Raw genomic sequence first — 20,547 nt, forward strand, 5'->3', positions numbered from 1 at the left:
GAGAATAATAATGAGCGCAATTCAATATTTAAAAAATGACGATGGCATTATTATTCTGACTTTAGATTCTCCGAATCAATCAGCAAACACGATGAATGCAGATTTCCGTGTAGCTTTAGAAAATATTGTTTCTAAACTGAAATCTGAAACTTCTATAACAGGGATTATTTTTCGTTCAGCGAAAAAAACTTTCTTTGCAGGCGGCGATTTGGATGAGTTGATTCAAGCTCGTTTGGAAGATGCCACTCCATTTTTTGAAATGATTCAGAAAATGAAAGCAGAGTTCCGTTATATCGAAACTTTAGGTGTTCCTGTCGTTGCAGCATTGAACGGTACGGCTTTAGGTGGTGGTTGGGAAATCGCTTTAGGTTGTCATGCACGTATTGCATTGAATGATCCTAAAACGAAGTTTGGTTTGCCTGAAGTAACTTTAGGTCTACTGCCAGGTGGTGGTGGTATCGTGCGTATGGTACGCCTTTTAGGTCTACAAAATGCTTTTCCATTCTTAATGGAAGGTAAGCAGTTTGGTGTGGATAAAGCAAAAACTCTCGGTTTAATTCAAGATACTGCGGAAACTCCAGAAGAACTGATGGATAAAGCCATTGCTTGGGTAAAAGAGCATCCAAAGTCGCAACAACTTTTTGATGTTAAAGGCTATAAAATTCCGGGTGGTGATCCTAAAACACCTGCGGTTGCGCAAATGCTGGCGATTGCTCCAGCGATGCTACGTGATAAAACCAAAGGTTGCTATCCTGCACCTGAAGCAATCATGGCGGCTGCGGTTGAAGGTGCGCAAGTCGATGTAGATACAGCGCTGACTATTGAATCACGTTACTTTACTTATCTTGCCACAGGTCAAGTTTCAAAAAACATGATCGGTACTTTTTGGCATGGGATGAATGCCATTAAAGCAGGGGCAAGCCGTCCTAAAGATGTTGCAAAATGGCAAGCGACCAAAGTTGGTGTGCTTGGTGCAGGGATGATGGGTGCAGGCATTGCTTACTCTACAGCAATTAAAGGCATTCCCGTTGTACTAAAAGATGTTTCTGTTGAAAATGCAGAAAAAGGCAAAACCTATAGCCAAAAGTTACTGGATAAAAAGGTCTCCCAAGGTCGTATGACGGCTGAAAAACGTGATCAGGTTTTAAGCCTAATTACTGCTACAGCATCTGCGGAAGATTTAAAAGGCTGTGATTTAATTATTGAAGCAGTATTTGAAAATCAAGAACTCAAAGCGAAAGTCACTCAAGAAGCCGAAGCATTCCTTGTAGAAGGTGGTGTGATGGCTTCAAATACTTCGACATTACCAATTACTGGTTTGGCAAATGCATCGAAAGATCAAGCAAACTTTATTGGTCTGCATTTCTTTAGTCCAGTCGATAAGATGCAATTGGTTGAAATCATTAAAGGTAAAAATACCTCTGCTGAAACTTTGGCAAAAGCATATGATTATGTACAGCAAATTGGCAAAATTCCGATTGTTGTGAATGATAGCCGTGGCTTCTTCACCAGTCGTGTATTTGGTACTTTTGTTCAAGAAGGTTTACGTTTACTGCATGAAGGTGTACATCCAGCTCGTATTGAAATGGCAGCACTCAAAGCAGGTATGCCAGTTGGCCCATTAGCCATTCAAGATGAAGTTGCATTAACACTTTCTGAACATGTTGCCAATGAAACACGTAAGGCGCTTCAGGCTGAAGGTAAAGATTTACCTCGTTCAGGTGCAGATGATGTGATTCAAACCATGATTCATACTTTTGACCGTAAAGGTAAAGCTGCTGGTGCAGGTTTCTATGATTACCCGGAAGGTGGTAAAAAGCATCTTTGGGAGGGTTTGAACCATTGGAAGCAAGATGTAGATATTTCTGAACAAGAAATGATAGACCGCTTCCTGTTTGTACAATCACTCGATACCTTACGTTGTTATGAAGAAAATGTTCTTGAGTCTATAATTGACGCCAATATCGGTTCGATCTTTGGGATTGGTTTTGCGCCGTGGACAGGTGGAGCGATTCAGTTTTTAAATCAATATGGTTTAGACCAAGCTGTACAACGTGCCAATGAACTTGAAGCGAAATACGGTGAGCGTTTTAAAGCACCGCAACGTCTGGTTGAATCGGTGTCATCGGGTCAGATTCGCTAAAACTTCAATCTTAAAAAAGGGATCGGCAGATCCCTTTTTCGCGCTCTCAGCACACAACAAAATTAACCTGCTGATTCAGCATCTAATTTTGACTTATTTTAGTGCATTCTTTTCAAGCCCGACACCGTTTTTTGTGTTATAAAGTTACATAGTTTTAGATTTATTTTTATTCAATTGGGCTGTTGCACATGACTGACAATACTTCTCCTGAAAAATCACCATGGGGTTGGAAAGCACTGATTATTGCTTTCATTTTAAGTGGAATTTTCTTAGGTATCTTCTACCTTGCGATTACCAATGAGCCTGACTATATGCCAAGTCAGCAAACGCAGCAAAACTCTCAGCAACATGCTTTTAAAAATGCGCCTGCAATGTCTGAAGAAGCGATGGCCAAAGCACAAGCGGATAAAGATGCGCGCGAAGCAAGAGCTCAAGCAGCTTCTGAAGATACCACAGAACATGCAACCGCTGATGAGCACGACATGAGTGCCGATGAACACGCGAAAATGTCATCTGAACATGGTCACTAATTGCTGTGACTAATAAAAAAGCCCTGAAAGATCAGGGCTTTTTTATGGATGATAAACGCATATGGATATGCGGAATACCACAATCCAAATACTCCTCACCCTCTTGCATAAAGCCCAAAGCCTGATAAAACGCTTGCGCATGCACTTGAGAGGACAAGACTAAAAATGGACGCAGTTGCTGTTGGGCATATGCAATCACCGCCTGCATCAGAACTTTGCCCACGCCCAAACCACGATGTGACTTCAAAACTGCAACACGACCAATACTATGATTTTGCAAAAGTCGTGCGGTGGCGATGGCTTGATCTTGTTCATAGACCACAAAATGAACTGCGATTTCATCTTGCTCATCCCATTCATCTTCAGCAGCAATGTTTTGCTCTTGAATAAAGACCTGCTCACGAATCATTTTCGCAGCCTGTTGTAACTCTTCCCATGTTCCATGCGTAATCTTCAAGCTTGGCATTTTCGTTTCCCTATAAATCATCTCTATATTGGTCATTGCACTAAAAAGTGATGTTCAGATCAGCATTTACAGCCTACATCTTGCTGATCCCATTGATTATTCAACAGCAATTCCAGTGAATGCTTTTGAATACCATACATCTCTTTCAAGGCTTGAATTTGTGCCAAGACAGCAACATCGGGCGCTTGATAATCCTTACGCTTGGTTGCCAAAATCATTTTATTCTTGCTGGTATGCTCAAGTGCTACAAACTCAAACACTTTGGTTTCATAGCCATAGGCTTTGAGTAACAAGGCACGAATAGTATCGGTCAGCATTTCAGCTTGCTGTCCTGCATGAATGCCAAACTGCAACATCGGTTGCAACACGAGCGGAGCTTTCAGCTGTGGGCGTAATTCTTTATGACAACACGGCGCACACATGATCATTTCAGCATTTAAACGAATGCCGGTATGAATCGCAAAGTCCGTCGCGACATCACATGCATGCAGCGCAATCATCACATCGAGGCGTTCAGGTTGGTACGTCCGAACATCACCCTGAAAAAAATCAAGTTGCTGAAAATCCGACTTGTTCGCAACCTCCTGACAAAATTCCACCATTTTGCTGTTTAGCTCTACCCCAGTCATAAAAGGGTTCAAATCTTGCTTCAGCAAATAATCATATAAAGCAAAAGTTAAATAGCCTTTTCCTGAGCCAAAATCGACCACGCGCAGTTGTTCAGGCAGCTGAATATGACTTAATGCCCCTGAGAAAATTTCGACAAACTTATTAATCTGCTTCCACTTACGCGCCATACTGGGAATGATTTGCGCTTTTGCATCGGTAATACCAAGCGGCTGTAAGAAATAACTGTCTTGATCGACAAAACGCTGTTTGACACGGTCATGACCTTGCTGCTCAACAGCTTTGGTTACCGTTTTATTTTTACTTTGCGTCAGTATGGCTTTCTTCTTGTTCTTCTTCAGTTGCAACTCTTGTTCAGTTGTCAGCAGATTGGCTTGTTTACACTGCGCCAAAAGTGCAGTTACCGTATCAAGTGCTGTGTCTAATGAATAATTTTTGGTGACATCTTGGGTTTTATGGCGATATAAACAGCTCAATACAGGCTGTCCTTGCAACATTACGACTCGAAAAGTCATCTTCTCGAGTTGCTCAAGTTCACCCTGATATTGACTCAGAATCATCCGATCAAAACTTTGAGATTCAAGCGCTTGCTGGAAGGCTTGAAGGAATTGCTGCTCTTGCGCAGAGGACGATACCGAAACGGTCATAATAGAAACCAAAAAAAGAATTGCGATTAAATTTTAAAGCGTCTTACGCTAAATGCAAATTTGAATTACGATACAGTTGTATATTTTATGAAAATGCACACGACTTATGAGCACTCACCCTGTTGTCAACTACGATCCTGCTGAAGAAAGAATCAATTTCATTAGCCATGCTATTGGTGCAGCTCTTGCACTCATAGCAGGTATTTTATTGATTATCAAAGGATCTTACTTAGAAACAGCGCAGTGGATCGGGCTGTGGGTCTATGCTTTGAGCCTATTTTTATTGTTCGCAGCATCAAGCTTGTATCATTTTGCCGAATCTCCAGAGCGTCGCGGCTGGTATAAAAAATTAGATCACACTGCCATTTATTATCTGATTGCGGGAACCTACACTCCATTTTTGTCTATCGCACTGCCCACACAAAAAGCTCATTACCTACTCATTGCACTTTGGGTGATTGCAATCATTGGTACACTATTCAAGTTAGTTTTCATTCATCGCTTTGAAAAAATTTCACTGATTGCTTATCTGCTTATGGGTTGGCTGGCTGTACTGGTAATGGATGATATGCAACGCTTTTTATCTAAACCAGCTTTGACTTTTTTAATCATTGGTGGACTTTCCTATACCATCGGTGCATTGTTTTATGCGCTAAAAAAGGTAAGATATACGCACGCTATCTGGCATATTTTTGTATTGATTGGTGCAGGATCACATTTCCTGTCCATCTATCTTTACGTGATATAACCCGCGCACACTACATTTTTTTAGTAACCCTAATTCCGCAGTCTGCCCGAGGAACATTCGTATTTTTTTAAAAATTACGCCTTTTTTAAAAAGATGACGCTTTTAAAACTCAGTTCGACTATTTTTTAAGTGTAAGGTCTACCATGGCGTCATTAAATACTGCTGTTGCTGAACAGCAGCCTGTAAACTCAAAATTCCGCGTACTTACAGCCAGTCTGGTAGGTACAACTATCGAATTCTTCGATTTTTATATTTATGCCACTGCGGCTGTCATTATTTTTCCGTACCTGTTCTTTCCAGCAAGTACTGATCCAATGACTGCAACCATTCAGTCTTTGGCAACCTTCGCCATTGCCTTTATTGCACGCCCGATTGGCGCTGCACTCTTTGGGCATTTAGGTGATCGTATCGGCCGAAAGGCGACCTTGGTTGCAGCTTTGCTGACCATGGGACTTTCAACCGTGTGTATCGGCTTATTACCCACCTATGCACAAATTGGAATTGCCGCGCCATTACTGCTTGCGCTGTGTCGTTTAGGTCAAGGACTCGGCTTAGGTGGTGAATGGTCGGGTGCTGTATTGCTTGCCACAGAAAATGCACCTGAAGGTAAGCGTGCTTGGTATGGCATGTTTCCCCAACTGGGCGCGCCGATTGGCTTTATCTTGGCGACTGGTTCATTCTTAACGCTGGGTCATTTTATGACTGAAGAAGCGTTTATGACATGGGGCTGGCGTATTCCTTTTATCTCAAGTGCGTTATTGGTAATTGTAGGTCTGTGGATTCGTTTGCAACTCCATGAAACCCCCGCGTTCCAGAAAGTTTTAGACAAGCAAAAAGAAGTTAACATTCCATTTAAAGAAGTGATCACCAAGCACTGGGGCATGTTAATTTTAGGTACCATTGCAGCCATCTGCACCTTTGTGGTGTTCTACCTCACGACAGTATTTGCTTTACAATGGGGTACCAAACAGCTAGGTTACACCCGCGAACAGTTCTTAAAACTTCAACTGGTCGCAACCCTGTGCTTTGCTGCATTCATCCCCTTGTCAGCAGTTTTTGCGGAAAAATTTGGTCGTAAAACCACCTCTATTGCAGTCTGTATTGCTGCGGCGTTATTTGGTTTAGTATTCTCAAGCATGTTGGAATCAGGGAGTACACTTATTGTGTTCTTGTTCCTATGTATTGGTTTATCCATCATGGGTTTAACCTATGGACCGATTGGCACCGTGCTCTCTGAAATTTTTCCAATATCCGTTCGTTATACAGGCTCAGCACTGACCTTTAACCTTGCGGGGATCTTTGGGGCATCATTTGCACCTCTCATTGCCACTAAGCTTGCAACCACCTACGGTTTACACGCAGTAGGTTACTACCTCACGGCGGCATCGCTTCTGTCATTATGTGCGTTCTTAATGATTCGTGAAACCAAAAATGATGATGTAAATAATCAAATTTAACCCTGAATTTGATGTCTAAAACCAGCACAATGATGCTGGTTTTTTTATACCAATGCGTTCACAAACGCTACAAAAACCATATTTAAAATCTGTCGTTTTACTTCAAAAATAGAGAGAGATACAGATGAATAGGACCGAAAAATGGATGAAAAAATACAACAACTCACCAATGAACAACTCCTTGATGTCATCGTATTAGTTGAAGAAAATAAAATTATTCAAGCCATTCAATACATCGCCACACATACCGCTTTTCAATACGATGATGCACAAGAGATCGTGACTGAACTCACGAAGCGGCATGATGCTGCGCTAAAAAGCATGTATCGCCATAAACGACATCAACAGCAACGCATATCAACCGCTGAATTAAGACACCACAGCTCCCTTGTGTCTGAAGGACGGAGCTTTACACAACAGCAGCCACAAAGCCCGCATAGCACAGCAGTGAATAACCTCGATGCAATACAAGACCTACAAGCGCTTCATACAAAAAACCACAACCTTTGGATCGTCTTGGCTGTGGTCATTTTGGTTTTAAGCTTTATTTTTTATTGGTTCTAAACCCAACTTAAATCAGTTCAATAATATCGATCGTCGGTGGTACGCGAAAACGAAAAGGCACACCCACCATGCCTGTTCCAACCGTAACAAACACATCCGCATGTTCATGTCGGTACAAGCCTTTTTTATGTCCTAATATAGACACTTTTTTCATTACATAGTCTGTGAGCCATGGCAGCTCAACTTGACCACCATGGGTATGACCTGAAAGCATTAAAGGACGGCTGGGTAAAGCGGGTACCATATCGATCGTGTCTGGATTGTGCGACAGGATGACCCACGGTTTGTCCTGCGGTAAATGCGGCATAAAACGCATATCCGCCTTGCCGGCCCACAAATCTCCGACTCCAATCAGACGAAACTCTTCAAATTCAACAATTTGACCTTCAATATCAATCACATTATTCACCTTCAAAGCATGTCTTAACAAATTTTGAATCGGCGGACCTGGATATTGCTCATCATGATTACCATTGACCGAATAGACTGGGGCATTAATTTCTTGCAACACCTCTAATTCTTCTGCCAGTGTATTTTCAGGTTCATAAGTCCAGTCCCCTGCAACCACCACCAAATCAGGTTTTTGTTCATTCAGTCGTTTGACGATAGTTTTCAGTTGTCGCTCATGCCCTGAAAATAGACCAATATGTAGATCGGCAATTAACGCAATACGAACGGGTTTGAGTAATTTATAATCTTCTTGGATTTGATATTGAGTGGTTTTGACATGTACAAAATGCGGTTCAATAAAACGTGCATAACACAGCACACCACTGACCAAAAACACAAAAATAGCTTCATGCCATGAATAATACCCCTGAAAACCAGCATACAAGCTAAAGAAAAACAAAGGAATGAGTAAATAAGAGAGATAAAAAGCCAACAAATGCACAAAGGCCTTAAACGGATGAATAGTCTCCGTATTGGTTTGACTGATCCATGCCTGATACACCGCCCACCCCGCAAGCAAGGCCATCGCAATATAAAAATAGAACACGACGGAGTGTATATTCATCATAGACTTTTACTCACAAATTGTTCATCAAGAACACATAATCTTCTGTTTATCTTTTCACAGCTCAGAATTATACTCAAACCAAATTTATAGACTTTATGACGATGGAAAAACCTCACGGCTTAGCGAAACAAACTTTATTCCGCTCATCTTCGACTCAGCAAGGTGCTAAACTGATGTTGCTGAGCTGTATGGTTTTGACTGTCCCAGCGTGTAATACCTTACCCAAGCAGATCCCACAGACGCCCGTCTATGCTTTTGATCTACCGACAGATCAAACCAGTTTAGGTAAAATCGTACTGCCTTTACGTGAACAAAATCCAGGGCTTACAGGTTTCCATGTTCTCTACAACCCGCTCGAAGCATTGGCCGCACGTATCCATCTCATTGATAAGGCAGAAAAGACCTTAGATCTACAATACTATATTTGGGATAACGATCGTATTGGTTCTTTAGCGCTTTATTCTATTTTGAAAGCCGCCGATCGTGGGGTGAAAGTTCGATTACTCATCGATGATAACAATGCCAAGAAAATGGAAGGCATTTATTTGGCGCTCGATCAACACGCTAATATCGACATCAAACTGTATAACCCCTACCGCTTCCGTCACTATCGCCCGATGGATATGGTCTTAAATTTAAAACGCATCAACCGTCGTATGCACAATAAAAGTTTCATTGCCGATAATCAAATTTCGTTGATTGGTGGGCGCAACATGAGCAATCAATATTATAACGTCAGCGACAGTTATCAGTTTTCCGATGTTGATGTAATGTTGGTCGGCTCTGCCTCAGATGAAATTGTGCATTCTTTCGATGAATACTGGAATGACGATTATGCCTTTCCAGTGCGTCAAATTGTCAACGCCAACCATTACAGCTTGCGTTATGAAGGTTTAAAAACCCAGTTAGCGCAGCACTATCAGGAAGTGACCGTCCAAAATTATCTCGATCTGGCCAATCGTTCGCAAGCCTTTGAACACTGGTTAAATGATAGTATCCAATTCGATTGGGTCAAAGCCGAAGTGGTGAAAGACTCACCGAGTAAAATCAAATCACGGGCAAAAAAAGAAGAACATTTAAACTTCCAGTTGCAAACCCATTTAGAAAAGCCAATGGAAAGCATCGACATTATTTCAGCCTATTTTGTACCTGAACGTAAAGGCAAAAAACATCTGACAAATCTAGCTCAAAGTGACATTCAAGTTCGCGTACTGACCAACTCATTTAAAGCCAATGATGTGCCGTTGGTCCATGCCTTCTATGGAAAATATCGTGAAGACTTGCTGGAAAGTGGTGTTCAACTCTATGAGTTTTTAGCCACACCTGCGGCCGAAGCCCTAAACGAAAACAATGAAGAAATTTCGAAAAAAGCCAAAGTCAGCATCAAAGGATTAAGCCGCTCGAGTCTGCATGCCAAACTCATGGCCATTGATGAGAAACAGGTTTTTATTGGTTCATTTAATTTTGATCCCCGCTCTGCCAACTTAAATACAGAAATTGGGGTTTTACTGAACAGTCCGCCGCTGGCCAAAGCAGTACACTACACCATGGACCAAAACCTCAGTAAATATGCCTATAAACTGGTTTTAGATGCAAATAAAAACATTAACTGGCAAATCAAACAAGCTGATGGCTCTACCAAAACCTATACCACTGAACCAAAAATGAATTGGTTCAAACGTGCTGGTCTCAAAGTTGTCTCTTGGCTACCGATTGAAGGCTTTATGTAAGCCTTCAAGCTTGTTGCATGTTGGGTTGGGACTTCAAAACTTTGTGATGTAAATCAGCCAAACCTTGCACCATTTTTTGTTGGACCAGTGCCGTTAAACTCTCAACCGTATGTCCTGCGGTACAAATGGCTGGGAGCGCAACTAAATGTGCCGTGACTTGTGGCATTTCTAGTACTTTTTTAACATGCTCGGCAAAACTAATGTTACCGATAAACGGAGAGACTTGGTCAAGTCCGCCCTGTTGATTCACATAGCAAATCAAACAAATTTGCACATCACGCTGGGCCTCAATTGCTGCGCCTAATATACGTCCATGAACCTTTTTCACTTTAGAACCATCGGTCGTGGTCGCTTCCGGAAAAAACAACACAGGAATATCTTGTTTTAAAAACGCTGTAATTTGCTCTCGAATTTTGATGGAATCGCCTGAACCACGTTGAATAAACAAGGTTCCACCACTTTTTGCCAATTTGCCAAACACAGGCCATTTTTCAATTTCAGCCTTGGCCAAAAAGAAAACTCGTGCGCCTGAGCCTAAAACCGCGACATCTAACCACGAAATATGATTGCTGACCCAAAGGGCAGGCTTACGTGGAATATCCCCGTGGACATGAACATCAATGTTAAAAACCTTGCACAGTCGACGACAGAAATACTGCACGTAACGGGTATTTTGTGGATTGTTAATGTCTTTATACAAGCCATGTCGATAGACCAAATAAAACCCTTCGGACACGGCGCCAAGCCCTGAAGCCAGCTTTTTACCATACAGAAAAAGCTTAGAGACACCTTTTATTGATGTTGTTTTTATTTCAGTATTCGATTGCATAGACGGTTCACTTGGCACAGCTTCATTCAACATTTAATCATTGATTTCGGCTCATTCTATACTGATCTTAACTAACTTGCATTGATCATAAAAACCGAAGGCCCAGATGATTATTTTCAATTTTAATCGTTTAAACAAATTAATTAAAATAAATCAATCGAAATACCAAAACATGGTGCGCACATGAACGATCAAATGAATCCTCCAGCTCCGCCGTTAAATCCTGTTCAGGCACTGAAATTTATTATAGGGCTCAGTATTTTATACTTTGGCACCTTGCTGCTTTTGGTTCACTTATTTCGCTCAATGTAAGGCAACAGCATAACTATTTCGCTCAATCTCAACAAATTCATCTACACTAAAGTTTTCAATGTGAGATCGAATTTAGTGGAATATTTTGAGCAGAAGCAAGGTGGCGAAAAAACCATTTTAGTCAGTGTTGCCATCCATATTCTGGAAGACCTTGATGCAGAAGAATTTCGTTTGCTTGCTAAGTCGGCAGGTGCAGAAATTCTGGAGCATATTCACGCTCAAAGATTCAAACCCGATGCTAAATATTTCATTGGTTCAGGCAAAGCAGAAGAAATTGCTGCTCGTGTTGAGGAACTTGAAGCCACGCTGGTGATTATTGACCATGCCCTGACACCCAGTCAGGAACGTAATCTGAGTCGCATTATCAAGTGCCGCGTTATTGACCGTACACGCCTTATTCTAGATATCTTTGCACAACGTGCCCGTACCCATGAAGGGAAACTTCAAGTCGAATTGGCTCAATTGGATCACTTGTCTTCTCGACTGGTCGGTACAGGCATTAGCCTCGATAGCCAAAAAGGCGGGATTGGACTCCGTGGTCCAGGTGAAACGCAACTCGAAACTGACCGCCGTTTACTCCGTGTCCGGGTTGGACAACTTAAAGATAAATTAGAAAAAGTCCGTCAGACCCGTATCCAAGGGCGTGCCGCACGTCAAAAAGCTGCCATTCCAACCGTTTCTTTGGTTGGTTATACCAATGCGGGTAAATCAACCCTGTTTAACACCCTTGCCAAATCTGATGTTTATGCCGCAGATCAGCTATTTGCAACCTTAGATCCAACCTTAAGACGTTTGGAATGGGATGGTATTGGTCCGCTGGTTCTAGCCGACACGGTTGGTTTTGTGCGTAATCTTGCGCATGCTTTAGTGGAATCGTTTAAAGCGACGCTAGAGGAAACATTAGAAGCCAGTTTGCTGTTGCATGTGATTGACTCGAGTAGTCCAGACCATATGGAACAAATTGAAGCTGTTGAAAAAGTGCTCAAAGAAATTGGTGCAGATATTCCGATCCTACGAGTGTATAACAAGATCGATCAAAGTGGCGAACAAGCCAAAATCATTTACGCTGAACCCAATGTACCTGAGCGTGTCTATGTCTCAGCACATACAGGAGAAGGATTTGATCTACTACGCCGAGCGGTACAAGAGTGCTTGATGGGTCAAATTCAAAACTTTGACGTCCTACTCAAACCTGCCTATGGCAAATTGCGTAATCAACTGTACGCCCTAAATGTGATTCAATCTGAAAATTATGATGATGAGGGCAACCTACACCTACAAGTGTATATTGCGCCACATAAACTTGAACAATTGATCAAACAAGCACATTTACCGATTGATGAAATTTTAGGTTTGAAAGCAAAACAATTTCATCGTGAACTCGAAGAATTTGAAATCAAAAGCTAAATCGGTTAAAACGTGATAAGTAAAATGTTAATGACAGAACAAAATGGAATGGATAAAAACTGTTGATTGGAAAGCATGGATCGGCACGGTTGCACTGATCATCATCTTTCGTGAAGCGGCTGTGTGGATCACTGGACGTTTTGGACATCCTGAACTGGGCAATTTAATTGGACTCATTAGTTTATTAATCGTCCTTTTGGGTTGGAGAAAATTTCATAAAATTCCAGCACGTTTGGTCGATACCAACAATAAAATCATGAAAGAAAGTGCCTTTGCTTTTCTACCTATCAGTGCAGGTTCCTTACTAATGATGACGCATTTAGGCAGTGAAATCCCAATGTTTTTGGTGGTGCTATTTGTCAGCACACTAATTCCACTGTGGGTTTACGCAAAAATGTCTAAGAAATGGCTTTAGGAGTAGGCACATGATTCCCATTATTTTCGGTTTTTTCCTAACCCTCGTTGCCTATTTACTGGCAAAGCCACTCAACAAAAAACTGCCACAAATTCCCGTGATTGTGTTTGGCATGTGCTTTGTGATTGCCCTGCTGTTGTTGTTAAACATTCCGTATGAGCAATATATGGCACAGGTAAACCCAGTGTTTAACCATCTGCTCGGTTATGTCACAGTCGCATTGGCTATTCCATTGGCTGCAATGCGCTATGACGACCTCCCCCTCAAAGCCGTGGTGGGTATCTTGGTCTTTGCCAGTATCAGTGCGGTCGGACTGCCGATGGGACTGGCTTATCTACTACATTTGTCCGATCCTACCATTATGGCATTTGCCACACGCGCAGTCACAACGCCAATTGCGATTAACATTGCAACACTGCTGCAAGCCCCTGTGAGTCTGGCAATTTTAATCGTTATTTTATCCGGTGTGATTGGTGCTGCATTTTCACCACTGATCCTCAAACATATTAATGATGAACGAGCATCGGGCTTAGCGCTAGGTCTTGCAGCTCATGCCATCGGTACAGCTCAAGCATGGCAACGGGGAAGTATTGCTGGACGTTATGCAGCCTTTGGAATGGCTGTCAATGCGGTATTTACAGCAATCTGGTTACCGTTGTTTATTCTATACTTGCAAAAAATGTGATATGTTCCTCACATAAACAATTGTATTGTTTAAAAAATCGACTTAAGATGAGTTTGTCGTTGATTAAATGATAAAAGGATTTTGTTCATGAGCAAATTGACACTTGCAATCGCATTCGCTACAACCGTTATAGGTAGTACAGCTTTCGCTGAAGATATTAGCGGCACTTGGAAAAATATTGATGACAAAACTGGGTCGTCAAAAGCCATCCTTGAGATTCGCCAAGAATCAAATGGGACATATACCGCTAAGATCGTTAAAGTTACGCCTCGTCCGGGTTATACACCAAAAGAAACGTGTATTAATTGCCCTGCGCCGTATACCAATAAGCCTATTTTAGGCATGGATGTGATGAAAGGTTTGAAGCACAGCGGTGATACCAATTACACGGGTGGAAAAATCATTGATCCACTGTCTGGTAATATTTATAGCTGTAAAGCAAAACTCAGTTCGAATGGCAAACGCTTAACCTTGCGAGGATACGTGGGCATATCGGCTCTAGGTCGCAGTCAAACTTGGATTCGAGAATAATCTAGGTTCTTATTACTGAACAGGCCTGGTCTACGCAATCACTTGATCAATTCATTTTAGATTTTGTAGACCACCACTGAGTCACTTATACATTGCTCCAAACTTAGTCTGATGGTTTCAAATTCAATGAATAAAAGAGTTTCAGCTAAGCATGTATGATTTTTCAATTTTTAAAGGCAACTGCCTAACTCATATCTAAACACAAAACAGTTTGCCTTGTGCAAACTGTTTATTTTTCTGTGTCTTGGATATCTTTTTGTGAAACTATAGAGAACCTTATATGAAAAGTAAGTTTTTTATCGCGGGATTAACATTGTCCATGCTTTGCGGGGGAGCATTTGCACAGGACTTAACAGGGACATGGCAACAAATTGATGATAAATCAGGCTCACCAAAAGCCATTATCGAAATTCGTAAAGAGTCGAATAATACTTACACTGGAAAAATTGTAAAAATTACACCACGCCCAGGTTATACGCCAAAAGAAACTTGTGTGAATTGCCCTACGCCATATACCAACAAACCAATTTTGGGCATGGACATTATTAAAGGCTTAAAGCATGTCGACGGCACCAATAACTATGAAAAAGGTCGTGTGATTGATCCTTTGTCTGGCAAACTTTATGATGCGAAAATGAAACTGAATGCCACAGGAAAGCGTCTTTCTCTACGTGCATACATCGGTGTTTCTGCTTTAGGTCGTAACCAAACCTGGTTAAGAATCGACTAAGAATAAAAAAGCCACGAACTTCGTGGCTTTTTTAATGCATGTGCTATTGAACTGGATTATCAACTGCAAATAAGGTCTCATCTTCTAAACGGTAAGCCATTAATTGATGCCCCCAAACACAACCGCCATCTACATTTTGAATCGAGTCTGAAATGGTTTTGCCTTGTAAAGCGGCCCAGTGACCAAACACAACTTTATGGGTTTGCGCTGCTTGTGAAGCAAATTCAAACCATGGTTTGAAGCCTTCAGGCATCGGGTCGCTGAGTGAGTCTTTAAAACTAAACTCCAAACGCCCAGCACTATCGGTTAAACGCATGCGGGTCAAATAATTTACGATACAACGTAAACGCGCGTGTCCCGTTAGCTCATCCGACCATAAGGTGGGCTCTTTGCCATACATTTCTTTTAAAAAGGCATCGACAACATCAAAATCATCCGCTGCAATGACCGCCTCAACTTCTGCGGCTAAAGCAGCAGTTTGTTCTGCTGTCCAATTGGTTGGAATGCCTGCATGAGTTAGAACCGCGGTTGCGTTTGGAAACACACACAAAGGTTGTTTACGTAACCAATCAATCAAATCATCACTATCAATCGCATCAATCACATCCCGAATGTTATCTTTGTCTTTGATTGCTTTAATGCCACGTGCAGCCGCCAGCAAAGTTAAATCATGATTGCCTAAAACTGTTGCAGCCGCATTATGCTCTACTAATTTTTTAATAAAGCGTAAAGCACCTAATGAGTTTTCACCACGGGCAACCAAGTCCCCTGCAAACCAAATAAAATCTTGGTCAGGATCAAACTGAATAGTCTTTAACAAGGCTTTGAGTGCTTCAAAACAACCCTGCACATCACCAATGACATAATTGTATCGAATCTCTGCACCTGCCACCTTAAGCCACCATTTGATCTGCTAATGCCACAAATTGAGCCAGTGTCAAAGTCTCTGGACGCGCCATCGGATCAACACCCGCTTGTTCAAAACCATCTTCAACCAACATGCCTTTTAAGCTATTACGCAAAGTTTTACGGCGCTGAGTAAAGACATGCGAGACCAAACGTGCTAAGGCTTTTTCATTTTTTGCCACAATCGGCTTAACCGCATACGGCTCTAGACGAAACACCGCAGAAGTCACTTTTGGTGGCGGATTAAATGAACCCGGTGGTACTTCAAACAAGAACGTAGGTTTGCAGAAATACTGAATCATCACCGACAAACGACCATATTCTTTGCTATTTGGAGAAGCCGTAATACGGTCAACCACTTCTTTTTGTAGCATAAAATGCATGTCTTTAACTTTGTCACCAAACTCCAAGAGATGAAACAAAAGTGGCGTCGAAATGTTATACGGCAAATTACCCACAACCCGTAAAGGACGACCATCTTCAAATAAATTAGTGAAGTCGTACTTCAGTGCATCGGTTTCAATAATGGTTAAACGTTCAGGATGTGGCACACGCCCCGGCAAACCGGCCGCCAAATCACGGTCTAATTCGACCACCGTGAGTGCGTCACACTCTCCAATCAACGGTGATGTTAATGCTGCCAAACCGGGGCCAATTTCCACAATGTTATCACCTGAACGTGGTGCAACTGAACGTACAATCTTGGCAATCACACGTTGGTCATGTAAGAAGTTTTGCCCAAAACGCTTCCGCGTATGGTGCCCTTCATCTTTAGGGTTTAAGGCATTAATTTGATACATAAAATTTTCCAACGTGAGTTAATCACTGAACATTAGTGACGAGCTAATTCTAACGCTAAATCAACAGCGACCTGTAAGCTTGAGCTTTTCGCAAGACCAGTGCCTGCGAGGGAGAGAGCTGTGCCATGATCAACTGAGGTACGAATAAACGGCAAGCCCAAAGTAATATTAATGGCTTCACCAAACCCTTGCGATTTTAACACAGGTAAGCCCTGATCGTGATACATCGCCAAAACAGCATCGGCATCTTTTAAGTTTTCTGGGGTGAATAAGGTATCGGCAGGTAGGCTCAGGCTCATATTTATGCCTTGATAACGGTAGCTTTCCAGCACAGGGTTAATCACCTCAATTTCTTCCATGCCCAAATAACCATCCTCCCCTGCATGTGGGTTTAAGCCACACACTAAAATGTGGGGATGCTCTTTTTTGAATTTTCTTTTTAAGTCCTGAATTAAAATATCAATCACTTGATGCAGTCGCTCTTTGGTAATCGCATCGGGTACAGCTCTTAATGGCAAATGTGTAGTAGCCAGCGCGACACGCAAGGTCTTGGTTGCGAGCATCATCACCACACGTTCAACCCCAGCAAACTCTTGGTAGTATTCGGTGTGTCCACTAAAGTGAATCCCAGCATCATTGATAACTGACTTTTGTACAGGTGCAGTTGCAACACCTACACTTTTACCGGACATAGCATAATCGGCCGAACGTCGTAGCTGCTCTAAGACATAAGGCGCATTTTGAGAATTGAGCTTACCCATTACAACAGCTTCGCTTAACGGTACATGCTCAACATAAAGTTGACCCTGAGTTGATGATGCTTCTTGCCCTGAATATTCAATCAGTTCAATGTCCAATCCCAAACATGCTGCACGTGTACGTAGCAAGTTCATATCACCAAGGACCACGATCGGACGCTCATCTATACGAGCAGCAAGGCTTAAACAAATATCTGGACCAATCCCAGCAGGTTCACCACTGGTGACATATAAAGGCAGCATGATCAACTCAAGTAAAATGCGTTTGGACTATTATACAACGTCTCACCCAGTATCTCCGCATTCACCGTACTCAACTTGAATCTATTCTTTTATATTTAAATCCTCACTTATCCTGTTTTCACATTCCACCGACTTTCAAAGAAAAAATAAAGCCTCAAACATATAAAACATGACAAAGAAATTGCGAGTCGTAACTCCTGTATTATCCGTTATTTTAAAATGATTCTATGGTGATGATCCCGCATTTCATTCAGTAAAGTCATAAAGTTCAATATCGCTGTTTCCTCATTTTTTAAAGTTTGAACTCTTTTGTGGTTTTTTAAAAAGAATAAACTTTGATCTCTTCCTTTATGTAGGGAAATACCTTAAAATACGGCTCTTGAAATTTTATATTTTCATTTGTGATTCTGAGCAACTTCGTTTAGAATCGCGTCTCCTTTTGTTTGGACAGATTCCATAGTCCAAACCAACTATAATAGGTAGTGGTTTAATGAAAACTCTCAGCGCTAAGCCTGCTGAAGTTCAACACGACTGGTACGTTGTTGATGCTTCTGGCAAAACTTTAGGTCGCCTTGCGACTGAAATCGCTCGTCGTCTACGTGGTAAGCACAAGACTTCTTATACTCCTCACGTTGACACTGGCGATTATATCGTTGTAATCAATGCTGAAGAAATTCAAGTGACTGGTAAAAAAGCACTTGATAAAAAATACTATCGCCACACTGGCTTCCCTGGTGGTATCCGTGAGACTAACTTTGAAAAGTTAATCGCTCACAAACCTGAAGCAGTTTTAGAAAAAGCTGTTAAAGGTATGTTACCAAAAGGTCCTCTTGGTTATGCAATGATCAAGAAAATGAAAGTGTATGCAGGTACAGAGCATCCACACGCTGCTCAACAGCCACAAGTTTTGGACATCTAAGGGATACAGCACATGGCTACTAATTATGGTACAGGTCGCCGTAAGACCGCAACTGCACGTGTTTTCTTGTCAGCTGGTACAGGCAAGCTCGTAATTAACAACCGTACTCTTGAGCAATACTTCGGTCGTGAAACTGCTCGTATGGTTGTTCGTCAACCTTTAGAGCTTCTCGAAGTTACTGAAAAGTATGACCTTTACATCACTGTTGCTGGTGGTGGTATCGGTGGTCAAGCTGGCGCTATCCGTCACGGTATTACTCGTGCGTTGATCGCTTCTGACGAAACACTTAAACCTGCTCTTCGTCAAGCTGGTTTCGTTACTCGTGATGCTCGTGAAGTTGAACGTAAGAAACTTGGTTTACGTAAAGCTCGTAAACGTCCTCAATTCTCTAAACGTTAATTCGTTTACCGAATCGGACAAAAAAGCCTTGGTTTATCCAAGGCTTTTTTATGCGTCATTTTCAAGTTTTATGTTCATGCTTTTTGCTTTATTCGTACTACATGCCTGTAGTTACATATTCCAGCTTATTTTGAAAATTGATGATCTTTGGGAGGTGGTGCATTACACGGCTCGTCGGTTTTCTCATCGACCATTTCACAGGCCCATCATTATACACAGTGACCTTACAGCCTTTTACTGTATATTCTTGCTGAATGCCGCCATACATCTCATCCTCAGATACAGAAGTAACAACATCACAGGCTTCATCGGCAATACAAGCTGCATATTCAGCAGTCTGCTGCGCTACATCTACTTGTTCGGCTGCATCTTGATTTTGAGCATAACTACTTGAGATAGAAGTCATTAATATAATAACTGCGATCGACTGGGTAGTTCTGAGCCAAAGCTGCATGGTTCTATCCTTCTTTTTCATTTATTCCAAGTTGTTCTATTGTATAAGCATATTAAAGTTAAGATGATTTTATTGGCTATTTTTAGTATTCTAACCGATTCACTTCACCTAGTTTCTTGAAATATGTCTGTCGAAACTACTCCGCTTCAAGGAATTACGCTGTATAGCCATGCAGATGATTTTCGCTCCCATTGGATTCGTTATGTACTTGCAGAGAAGCAAATCAAATACCATTTGGTTTTAAGTGATGCAGATGATGAAGATCTCGCCAGCTTAAACCCTTATAATCAGCTACCGACGTTGATTGAAAATGATTTAAAACTATTTAATGCCAATATCATCTCCGAGTATTTAGACGATCGTTATCGTCAAAACAAGCTCTATGCCGATGCACCTATGCCTCGTGCGGAACAGCGGCAGTATATTTGGCGCTTTGAACAAGATTGGTTAAAACTTGCCGATATGATGCTGCGACATCCAGATACACTCGATGAACAAGCAAAACTGAAAGCACAAAAAAAACTGAAAGATACGCTCATTTCCTTAACACCATTGTTCCAGCATTTCCCCTATTTCATGTCGGAAAGCTTTAGTATTTTAGATTGCATGCTTGCTCCTATCTTTCTACGCTTAAACAGCATGGGCGTGCATTTACCCAAACAGCAATGCCGCCCAATCTATTTATATTGTCAACGTATTTTTAGTCGTCCTGCATTTTTAAAGTCTTTAACTTTGCAGGAGAAAAACCATTATCAATCTGAATTTAAACAGCCGTAGAGAACATTATGTCTGATCAAGAATTAAACCTTACGCCGACTCGTCCATATTTAGCTCGCGCCATTTATGAATGGATTTGTGATAACCAACTGACACCGCATTTATTGGTCGATGCAACCCAGCCCAATACTCTCGTTCCTGAACAGTTTATTCAAGATGGCCAAATTGTCTTAAACATCGTCCCTCATGCCGTACATGCGCTACATATGAGCAACGAGGCGATTACCTTCTCTGCACGTTTTGGTGGGGTATCTCGTGATATCTATGTACCACTTAATGCTGTGATTGGCATTTATGCCCGTGAAAATGGACAGGGTTTGTTCTTCGATCCAAGTGAGTATGACAATCATACCCAAAGCGAGCAAAATGCTTTAAAATCAGACAATGAAGAAAAAACTGAACCCGCTAAGAAAAAACCAAGTTTAAGGTTATTAGATTAATAAAATGGAGTA

At 41.6% G+C, this 20,547-nt stretch carries 22 protein-coding genes and 1 pseudogene; 15 read left to right on the top strand and 8 right to left on the bottom strand.

What is annotated here, in order from left to right; all coding sequences use genetic code 11:
- Nucleotides 1–10 precede the first annotated feature (10 nt).
- Both MN200_RS13015 and MN200_RS13020 read left to right on the top strand, forming a co-directional pair.
- Nucleotides 11–2,143, top strand: coding sequence for a 3-hydroxyacyl-CoA dehydrogenase NAD-binding domain-containing protein (locus MN200_RS13015; protein WP_242759593.1), 2,133 nt, complete (start codon nucleotides 11–13; stop codon nucleotides 2,141–2,143).
- A gap of 188 nt (nucleotides 2,144–2,331) precedes the next feature.
- Nucleotides 2,332–2,673, top strand: a complete 342-nt coding sequence (locus MN200_RS13020; RefSeq protein ID WP_094148221.1) for a hypothetical protein — start codon at nucleotides 2,332–2,334, stop codon at nucleotides 2,671–2,673.
- 31 nt (nucleotides 2,674–2,704) lie between these two features.
- On the opposite strand, the gene MN200_RS13025 is transcribed toward MN200_RS13020, so the two are convergent.
- Together MN200_RS13025 and MN200_RS13030 are read right to left on the bottom strand one after the other, a co-directional pair.
- The gene (locus tag MN200_RS13025) at nucleotides 2,705–3,139 is read right to left on the bottom strand and encodes a GNAT family N-acetyltransferase (protein WP_201702543.1); all 435 of its coding nucleotides are present in this window, start codon (nucleotides 3,137–3,139) and stop codon (nucleotides 2,705–2,707) included.
- 59 nt (nucleotides 3,140–3,198) lie between these two features.
- A complete protein-coding gene (locus MN200_RS13030) occupies nucleotides 3,199–4,413 on the bottom strand; it encodes an SAM-dependent methyltransferase (RefSeq protein WP_058870231.1) in 1,215 nt (404 codons plus the stop codon).
- A 106-nt stretch (nucleotides 4,414–4,519) separates the two neighbouring features.
- Here MN200_RS13030 and MN200_RS13035 point away from each other — a divergent pair, with 106 nt between their 5' ends.
- From MN200_RS13035 to MN200_RS13045, 3 genes are all read left to right on the top strand, one after another.
- A complete protein-coding gene (locus tag MN200_RS13035) occupies nucleotides 4,520–5,161 on the top strand; it encodes a hemolysin III family protein (protein WP_058870232.1) in 642 nt (213 codons plus the stop codon).
- A 143-nt stretch (nucleotides 5,162–5,304) separates the two neighbouring features.
- Nucleotides 5,305–6,618 carry an MFS transporter gene (locus MN200_RS13040; RefSeq protein WP_242759594.1) on the top strand — a complete coding sequence of 438 codons (1,314 nt, stop codon included), beginning with the start codon at nucleotides 5,305–5,307 and terminating at the stop codon, nucleotides 6,616–6,618.
- Nucleotides 6,619–6,759: 141 nt separating this feature from the next.
- Complete coding sequence (locus MN200_RS13045; RefSeq protein ID WP_004695123.1) at nucleotides 6,760–7,182, top strand: hypothetical protein; 423 nt, start codon at nucleotides 6,760–6,762, stop codon at nucleotides 7,180–7,182.
- 7 nt (nucleotides 7,183–7,189) lie between these two features.
- On the opposite strand, the gene MN200_RS13050 is transcribed toward MN200_RS13045, so the two are convergent.
- Nucleotides 7,190–8,200: a metallophosphoesterase gene (locus MN200_RS13050; RefSeq protein WP_078389021.1), complete on the bottom strand. Its 1,011-nt coding sequence runs from the start codon at nucleotides 8,198–8,200 to the stop codon at nucleotides 7,190–7,192.
- Between the two features lie 101 nt (nucleotides 8,201–8,301).
- Between MN200_RS13050 and MN200_RS13055 the strand changes: the two genes are divergently transcribed.
- Nucleotides 8,302–9,930 (top strand): phospholipase D family protein, encoded by a 1,629-nt coding sequence (locus MN200_RS13055; RefSeq protein WP_081313264.1) that lies wholly within the window; start codon nucleotides 8,302–8,304, stop codon nucleotides 9,928–9,930.
- A 4-nt stretch (nucleotides 9,931–9,934) separates the two neighbouring features.
- Here MN200_RS13055 and MN200_RS13060 read toward each other — a convergent pair whose 3' ends face one another.
- A complete protein-coding gene (locus MN200_RS13060) occupies nucleotides 9,935–10,759 on the bottom strand; it encodes a lysophospholipid acyltransferase family protein (protein ID WP_029575103.1) in 825 nt (274 codons plus the stop codon).
- A 387-nt stretch (nucleotides 10,760–11,146) separates the two neighbouring features.
- Here MN200_RS13060 and hflX point away from each other — a divergent pair, with 387 nt between their 5' ends.
- The 5 genes from hflX to MN200_RS13085 all read left to right on the top strand — a co-directional run bounded on the left by hflX (nucleotide 11,147) and on the right by MN200_RS13085 (nucleotide 14,839).
- Nucleotides 11,147–12,478 carry a ribosome rescue GTPase HflX gene (gene hflX, locus MN200_RS13065; RefSeq protein ID WP_058870234.1) on the top strand — a complete coding sequence of 444 codons (1,332 nt, stop codon included), beginning with the start codon at nucleotides 11,147–11,149 and terminating at the stop codon, nucleotides 12,476–12,478.
- 43 nt (nucleotides 12,479–12,521) lie between these two features.
- Nucleotides 12,522–12,893, top strand: coding sequence for a hypothetical protein (locus tag MN200_RS13070; RefSeq protein ID WP_004695106.1), 372 nt, complete (start codon nucleotides 12,522–12,524; stop codon nucleotides 12,891–12,893).
- Between the two features lie 10 nt (nucleotides 12,894–12,903).
- The gene (locus tag MN200_RS13075; protein ID WP_004695104.1) at nucleotides 12,904–13,578 is read left to right on the top strand and encodes an LrgB family protein; all 675 of its coding nucleotides are present in this window, start codon (nucleotides 12,904–12,906) and stop codon (nucleotides 13,576–13,578) included.
- A gap of 87 nt (nucleotides 13,579–13,665) precedes the next feature.
- Nucleotides 13,666–14,109, top strand: a complete 444-nt coding sequence (locus MN200_RS13080; RefSeq protein WP_058870235.1) for a DUF2147 domain-containing protein — start codon at nucleotides 13,666–13,668, stop codon at nucleotides 14,107–14,109.
- Between the two features lie 280 nt (nucleotides 14,110–14,389).
- Entirely contained in the window at nucleotides 14,390–14,839 is a 450-nt protein-coding gene (locus MN200_RS13085; RefSeq protein WP_004695101.1) for a DUF2147 domain-containing protein, read from the top strand.
- A gap of 43 nt (nucleotides 14,840–14,882) precedes the next feature.
- On the opposite strand, the gene MN200_RS13090 is transcribed toward MN200_RS13085, so the two are convergent.
- The 3 genes from MN200_RS13090 to pdxA are packed head-to-tail and all read right to left on the bottom strand — an operon-like array spanning nucleotide 14,883 to nucleotide 17,546.
- Nucleotides 14,883–15,731 (bottom strand): symmetrical bis(5'-nucleosyl)-tetraphosphatase, encoded by an 849-nt coding sequence (locus MN200_RS13090; protein ID WP_242759595.1) that lies wholly within the window; start codon nucleotides 15,729–15,731, stop codon nucleotides 14,883–14,885.
- Nucleotide 15,732: 1 nt separating this feature from the next.
- Nucleotides 15,733–16,545: a 16S rRNA (adenine(1518)-N(6)/adenine(1519)-N(6))-dimethyltransferase RsmA gene (gene rsmA, locus MN200_RS13095; RefSeq protein WP_004695098.1), complete on the bottom strand. Its 813-nt coding sequence runs from the start codon at nucleotides 16,543–16,545 to the stop codon at nucleotides 15,733–15,735.
- A 32-nt stretch (nucleotides 16,546–16,577) separates the two neighbouring features.
- Nucleotides 16,578–17,546 (bottom strand): 4-hydroxythreonine-4-phosphate dehydrogenase PdxA, encoded by a 969-nt coding sequence (gene pdxA, locus MN200_RS13100; protein ID WP_242759598.1) that lies wholly within the window; start codon nucleotides 17,544–17,546, stop codon nucleotides 16,578–16,580.
- Between the two features lie 490 nt (nucleotides 17,547–18,036).
- Here pdxA and rplM point away from each other — a divergent pair, with 490 nt between their 5' ends.
- Both rplM and rpsI read left to right on the top strand, forming a co-directional pair.
- Nucleotides 18,037–18,465 (top strand): 50S ribosomal protein L13, encoded by a 429-nt coding sequence (gene rplM, locus MN200_RS13105; protein WP_004695096.1) that lies wholly within the window; start codon nucleotides 18,037–18,039, stop codon nucleotides 18,463–18,465.
- Nucleotides 18,466–18,477: 12 nt separating this feature from the next.
- A complete protein-coding gene (rpsI, locus tag MN200_RS13110) occupies nucleotides 18,478–18,864 on the top strand; it encodes a 30S ribosomal protein S9 (RefSeq protein ID WP_004695095.1) in 387 nt (128 codons plus the stop codon).
- A gap of 125 nt (nucleotides 18,865–18,989) precedes the next feature.
- On the opposite strand, the pseudogene MN200_RS13115 reads toward rpsI, so the two are convergent.
- Nucleotides 18,990–19,270: pseudogene (locus MN200_RS13115) on the bottom strand (hypothetical protein).
- 171 nt (nucleotides 19,271–19,441) lie between these two features.
- On the opposite strand from MN200_RS13115, the gene MN200_RS13120 reads away from it, so the two are divergent.
- Nucleotides 19,442–20,095: a glutathione S-transferase N-terminal domain-containing protein gene (locus MN200_RS13120; RefSeq protein WP_114837878.1), complete on the top strand. Its 654-nt coding sequence runs from the start codon at nucleotides 19,442–19,444 to the stop codon at nucleotides 20,093–20,095.
- 8 nt (nucleotides 20,096–20,103) lie between these two features.
- Entirely contained in the window at nucleotides 20,104–20,535 is a 432-nt protein-coding gene (locus MN200_RS13125; protein WP_058870240.1) for a ClpXP protease specificity-enhancing factor, read from the top strand.
- The last annotated feature ends 12 nt before the right edge of the window (nucleotides 20,536–20,547 follow it).

Origin of the sequence: Acinetobacter sp. LUNF3 (genome assembly GCF_022699605.1) — a bacterium.
Classification (GTDB): domain Bacteria; phylum Pseudomonadota; class Gammaproteobacteria; order Pseudomonadales; family Moraxellaceae; genus Acinetobacter; species Acinetobacter johnsonii.

Excerpts from the sequence above, each read along its gene's own strand:
- MN200_RS13045 (WP_004695123.1), top strand. The coding sequence starts at position 6,760 with ATGGATGAAAAAATACAACAACTCACCAATGAACAACTCCTTGATGTC.
- MN200_RS13055 (WP_081313264.1), top strand. The coding sequence starts at position 8,302 with ATGGAAAAACCTCACGGCTTAGCGAAACAAACTTTATTCCGCTCATCT.
- rsmA (WP_004695098.1), bottom strand. The coding sequence starts at position 16,545 with ATGTATCAAATTAATGCCTTAAACCCTAAAGATGAAGGGCACCATACG.
- MN200_RS13030 (WP_058870231.1), bottom strand. The coding sequence starts at position 4,413 with ATGACCGTTTCGGTATCGTCCTCTGCGCAAGAGCAGCAATTCCTTCAA.
- MN200_RS13070 (WP_004695106.1), top strand. The coding sequence starts at position 12,522 with ATGGAATGGATAAAAACTGTTGATTGGAAAGCATGGATCGGCACGGTT.
- rpsI (WP_004695095.1), top strand. The coding sequence starts at position 18,478 with ATGGCTACTAATTATGGTACAGGTCGCCGTAAGACCGCAACTGCACGT.
- MN200_RS13085 (WP_004695101.1), top strand. The coding sequence starts at position 14,390 with ATGAAAAGTAAGTTTTTTATCGCGGGATTAACATTGTCCATGCTTTGC.
- MN200_RS13120 (WP_114837878.1), top strand. The coding sequence starts at position 19,442 with ATGTCTGTCGAAACTACTCCGCTTCAAGGAATTACGCTGTATAGCCAT.
- MN200_RS13060 (WP_029575103.1), bottom strand. The coding sequence starts at position 10,759 with ATGCAATCGAATACTGAAATAAAAACAACATCAATAAAAGGTGTCTCT.
- pdxA (WP_242759598.1), bottom strand. The coding sequence starts at position 17,546 with ATGCTGCCTTTATATGTCACCAGTGGTGAACCTGCTGGGATTGGTCCA.
- MN200_RS13035 (WP_058870232.1), top strand. The coding sequence starts at position 4,520 with ATGAGCACTCACCCTGTTGTCAACTACGATCCTGCTGAAGAAAGAATC.
- MN200_RS13080 (WP_058870235.1), top strand. The coding sequence starts at position 13,666 with ATGAGCAAATTGACACTTGCAATCGCATTCGCTACAACCGTTATAGGT.
- MN200_RS13050 (WP_078389021.1), bottom strand. The coding sequence starts at position 8,200 with ATGATGAATATACACTCCGTCGTGTTCTATTTTTATATTGCGATGGCC.
- rplM (WP_004695096.1), top strand. The coding sequence starts at position 18,037 with ATGAAAACTCTCAGCGCTAAGCCTGCTGAAGTTCAACACGACTGGTAC.
- MN200_RS13020 (WP_094148221.1), top strand. The coding sequence starts at position 2,332 with ATGACTGACAATACTTCTCCTGAAAAATCACCATGGGGTTGGAAAGCA.
- MN200_RS13125 (WP_058870240.1), top strand. The coding sequence starts at position 20,104 with ATGTCTGATCAAGAATTAAACCTTACGCCGACTCGTCCATATTTAGCT.
- MN200_RS13075 (WP_004695104.1), top strand. The coding sequence starts at position 12,904 with ATGATTCCCATTATTTTCGGTTTTTTCCTAACCCTCGTTGCCTATTTA.
- MN200_RS13015 (WP_242759593.1), top strand. The coding sequence starts at position 11 with ATGAGCGCAATTCAATATTTAAAAAATGACGATGGCATTATTATTCTG.
- MN200_RS13040 (WP_242759594.1), top strand. The coding sequence starts at position 5,305 with ATGGCGTCATTAAATACTGCTGTTGCTGAACAGCAGCCTGTAAACTCA.
- MN200_RS13025 (WP_201702543.1), bottom strand. The coding sequence starts at position 3,139 with ATGCCAAGCTTGAAGATTACGCATGGAACATGGGAAGAGTTACAACAG.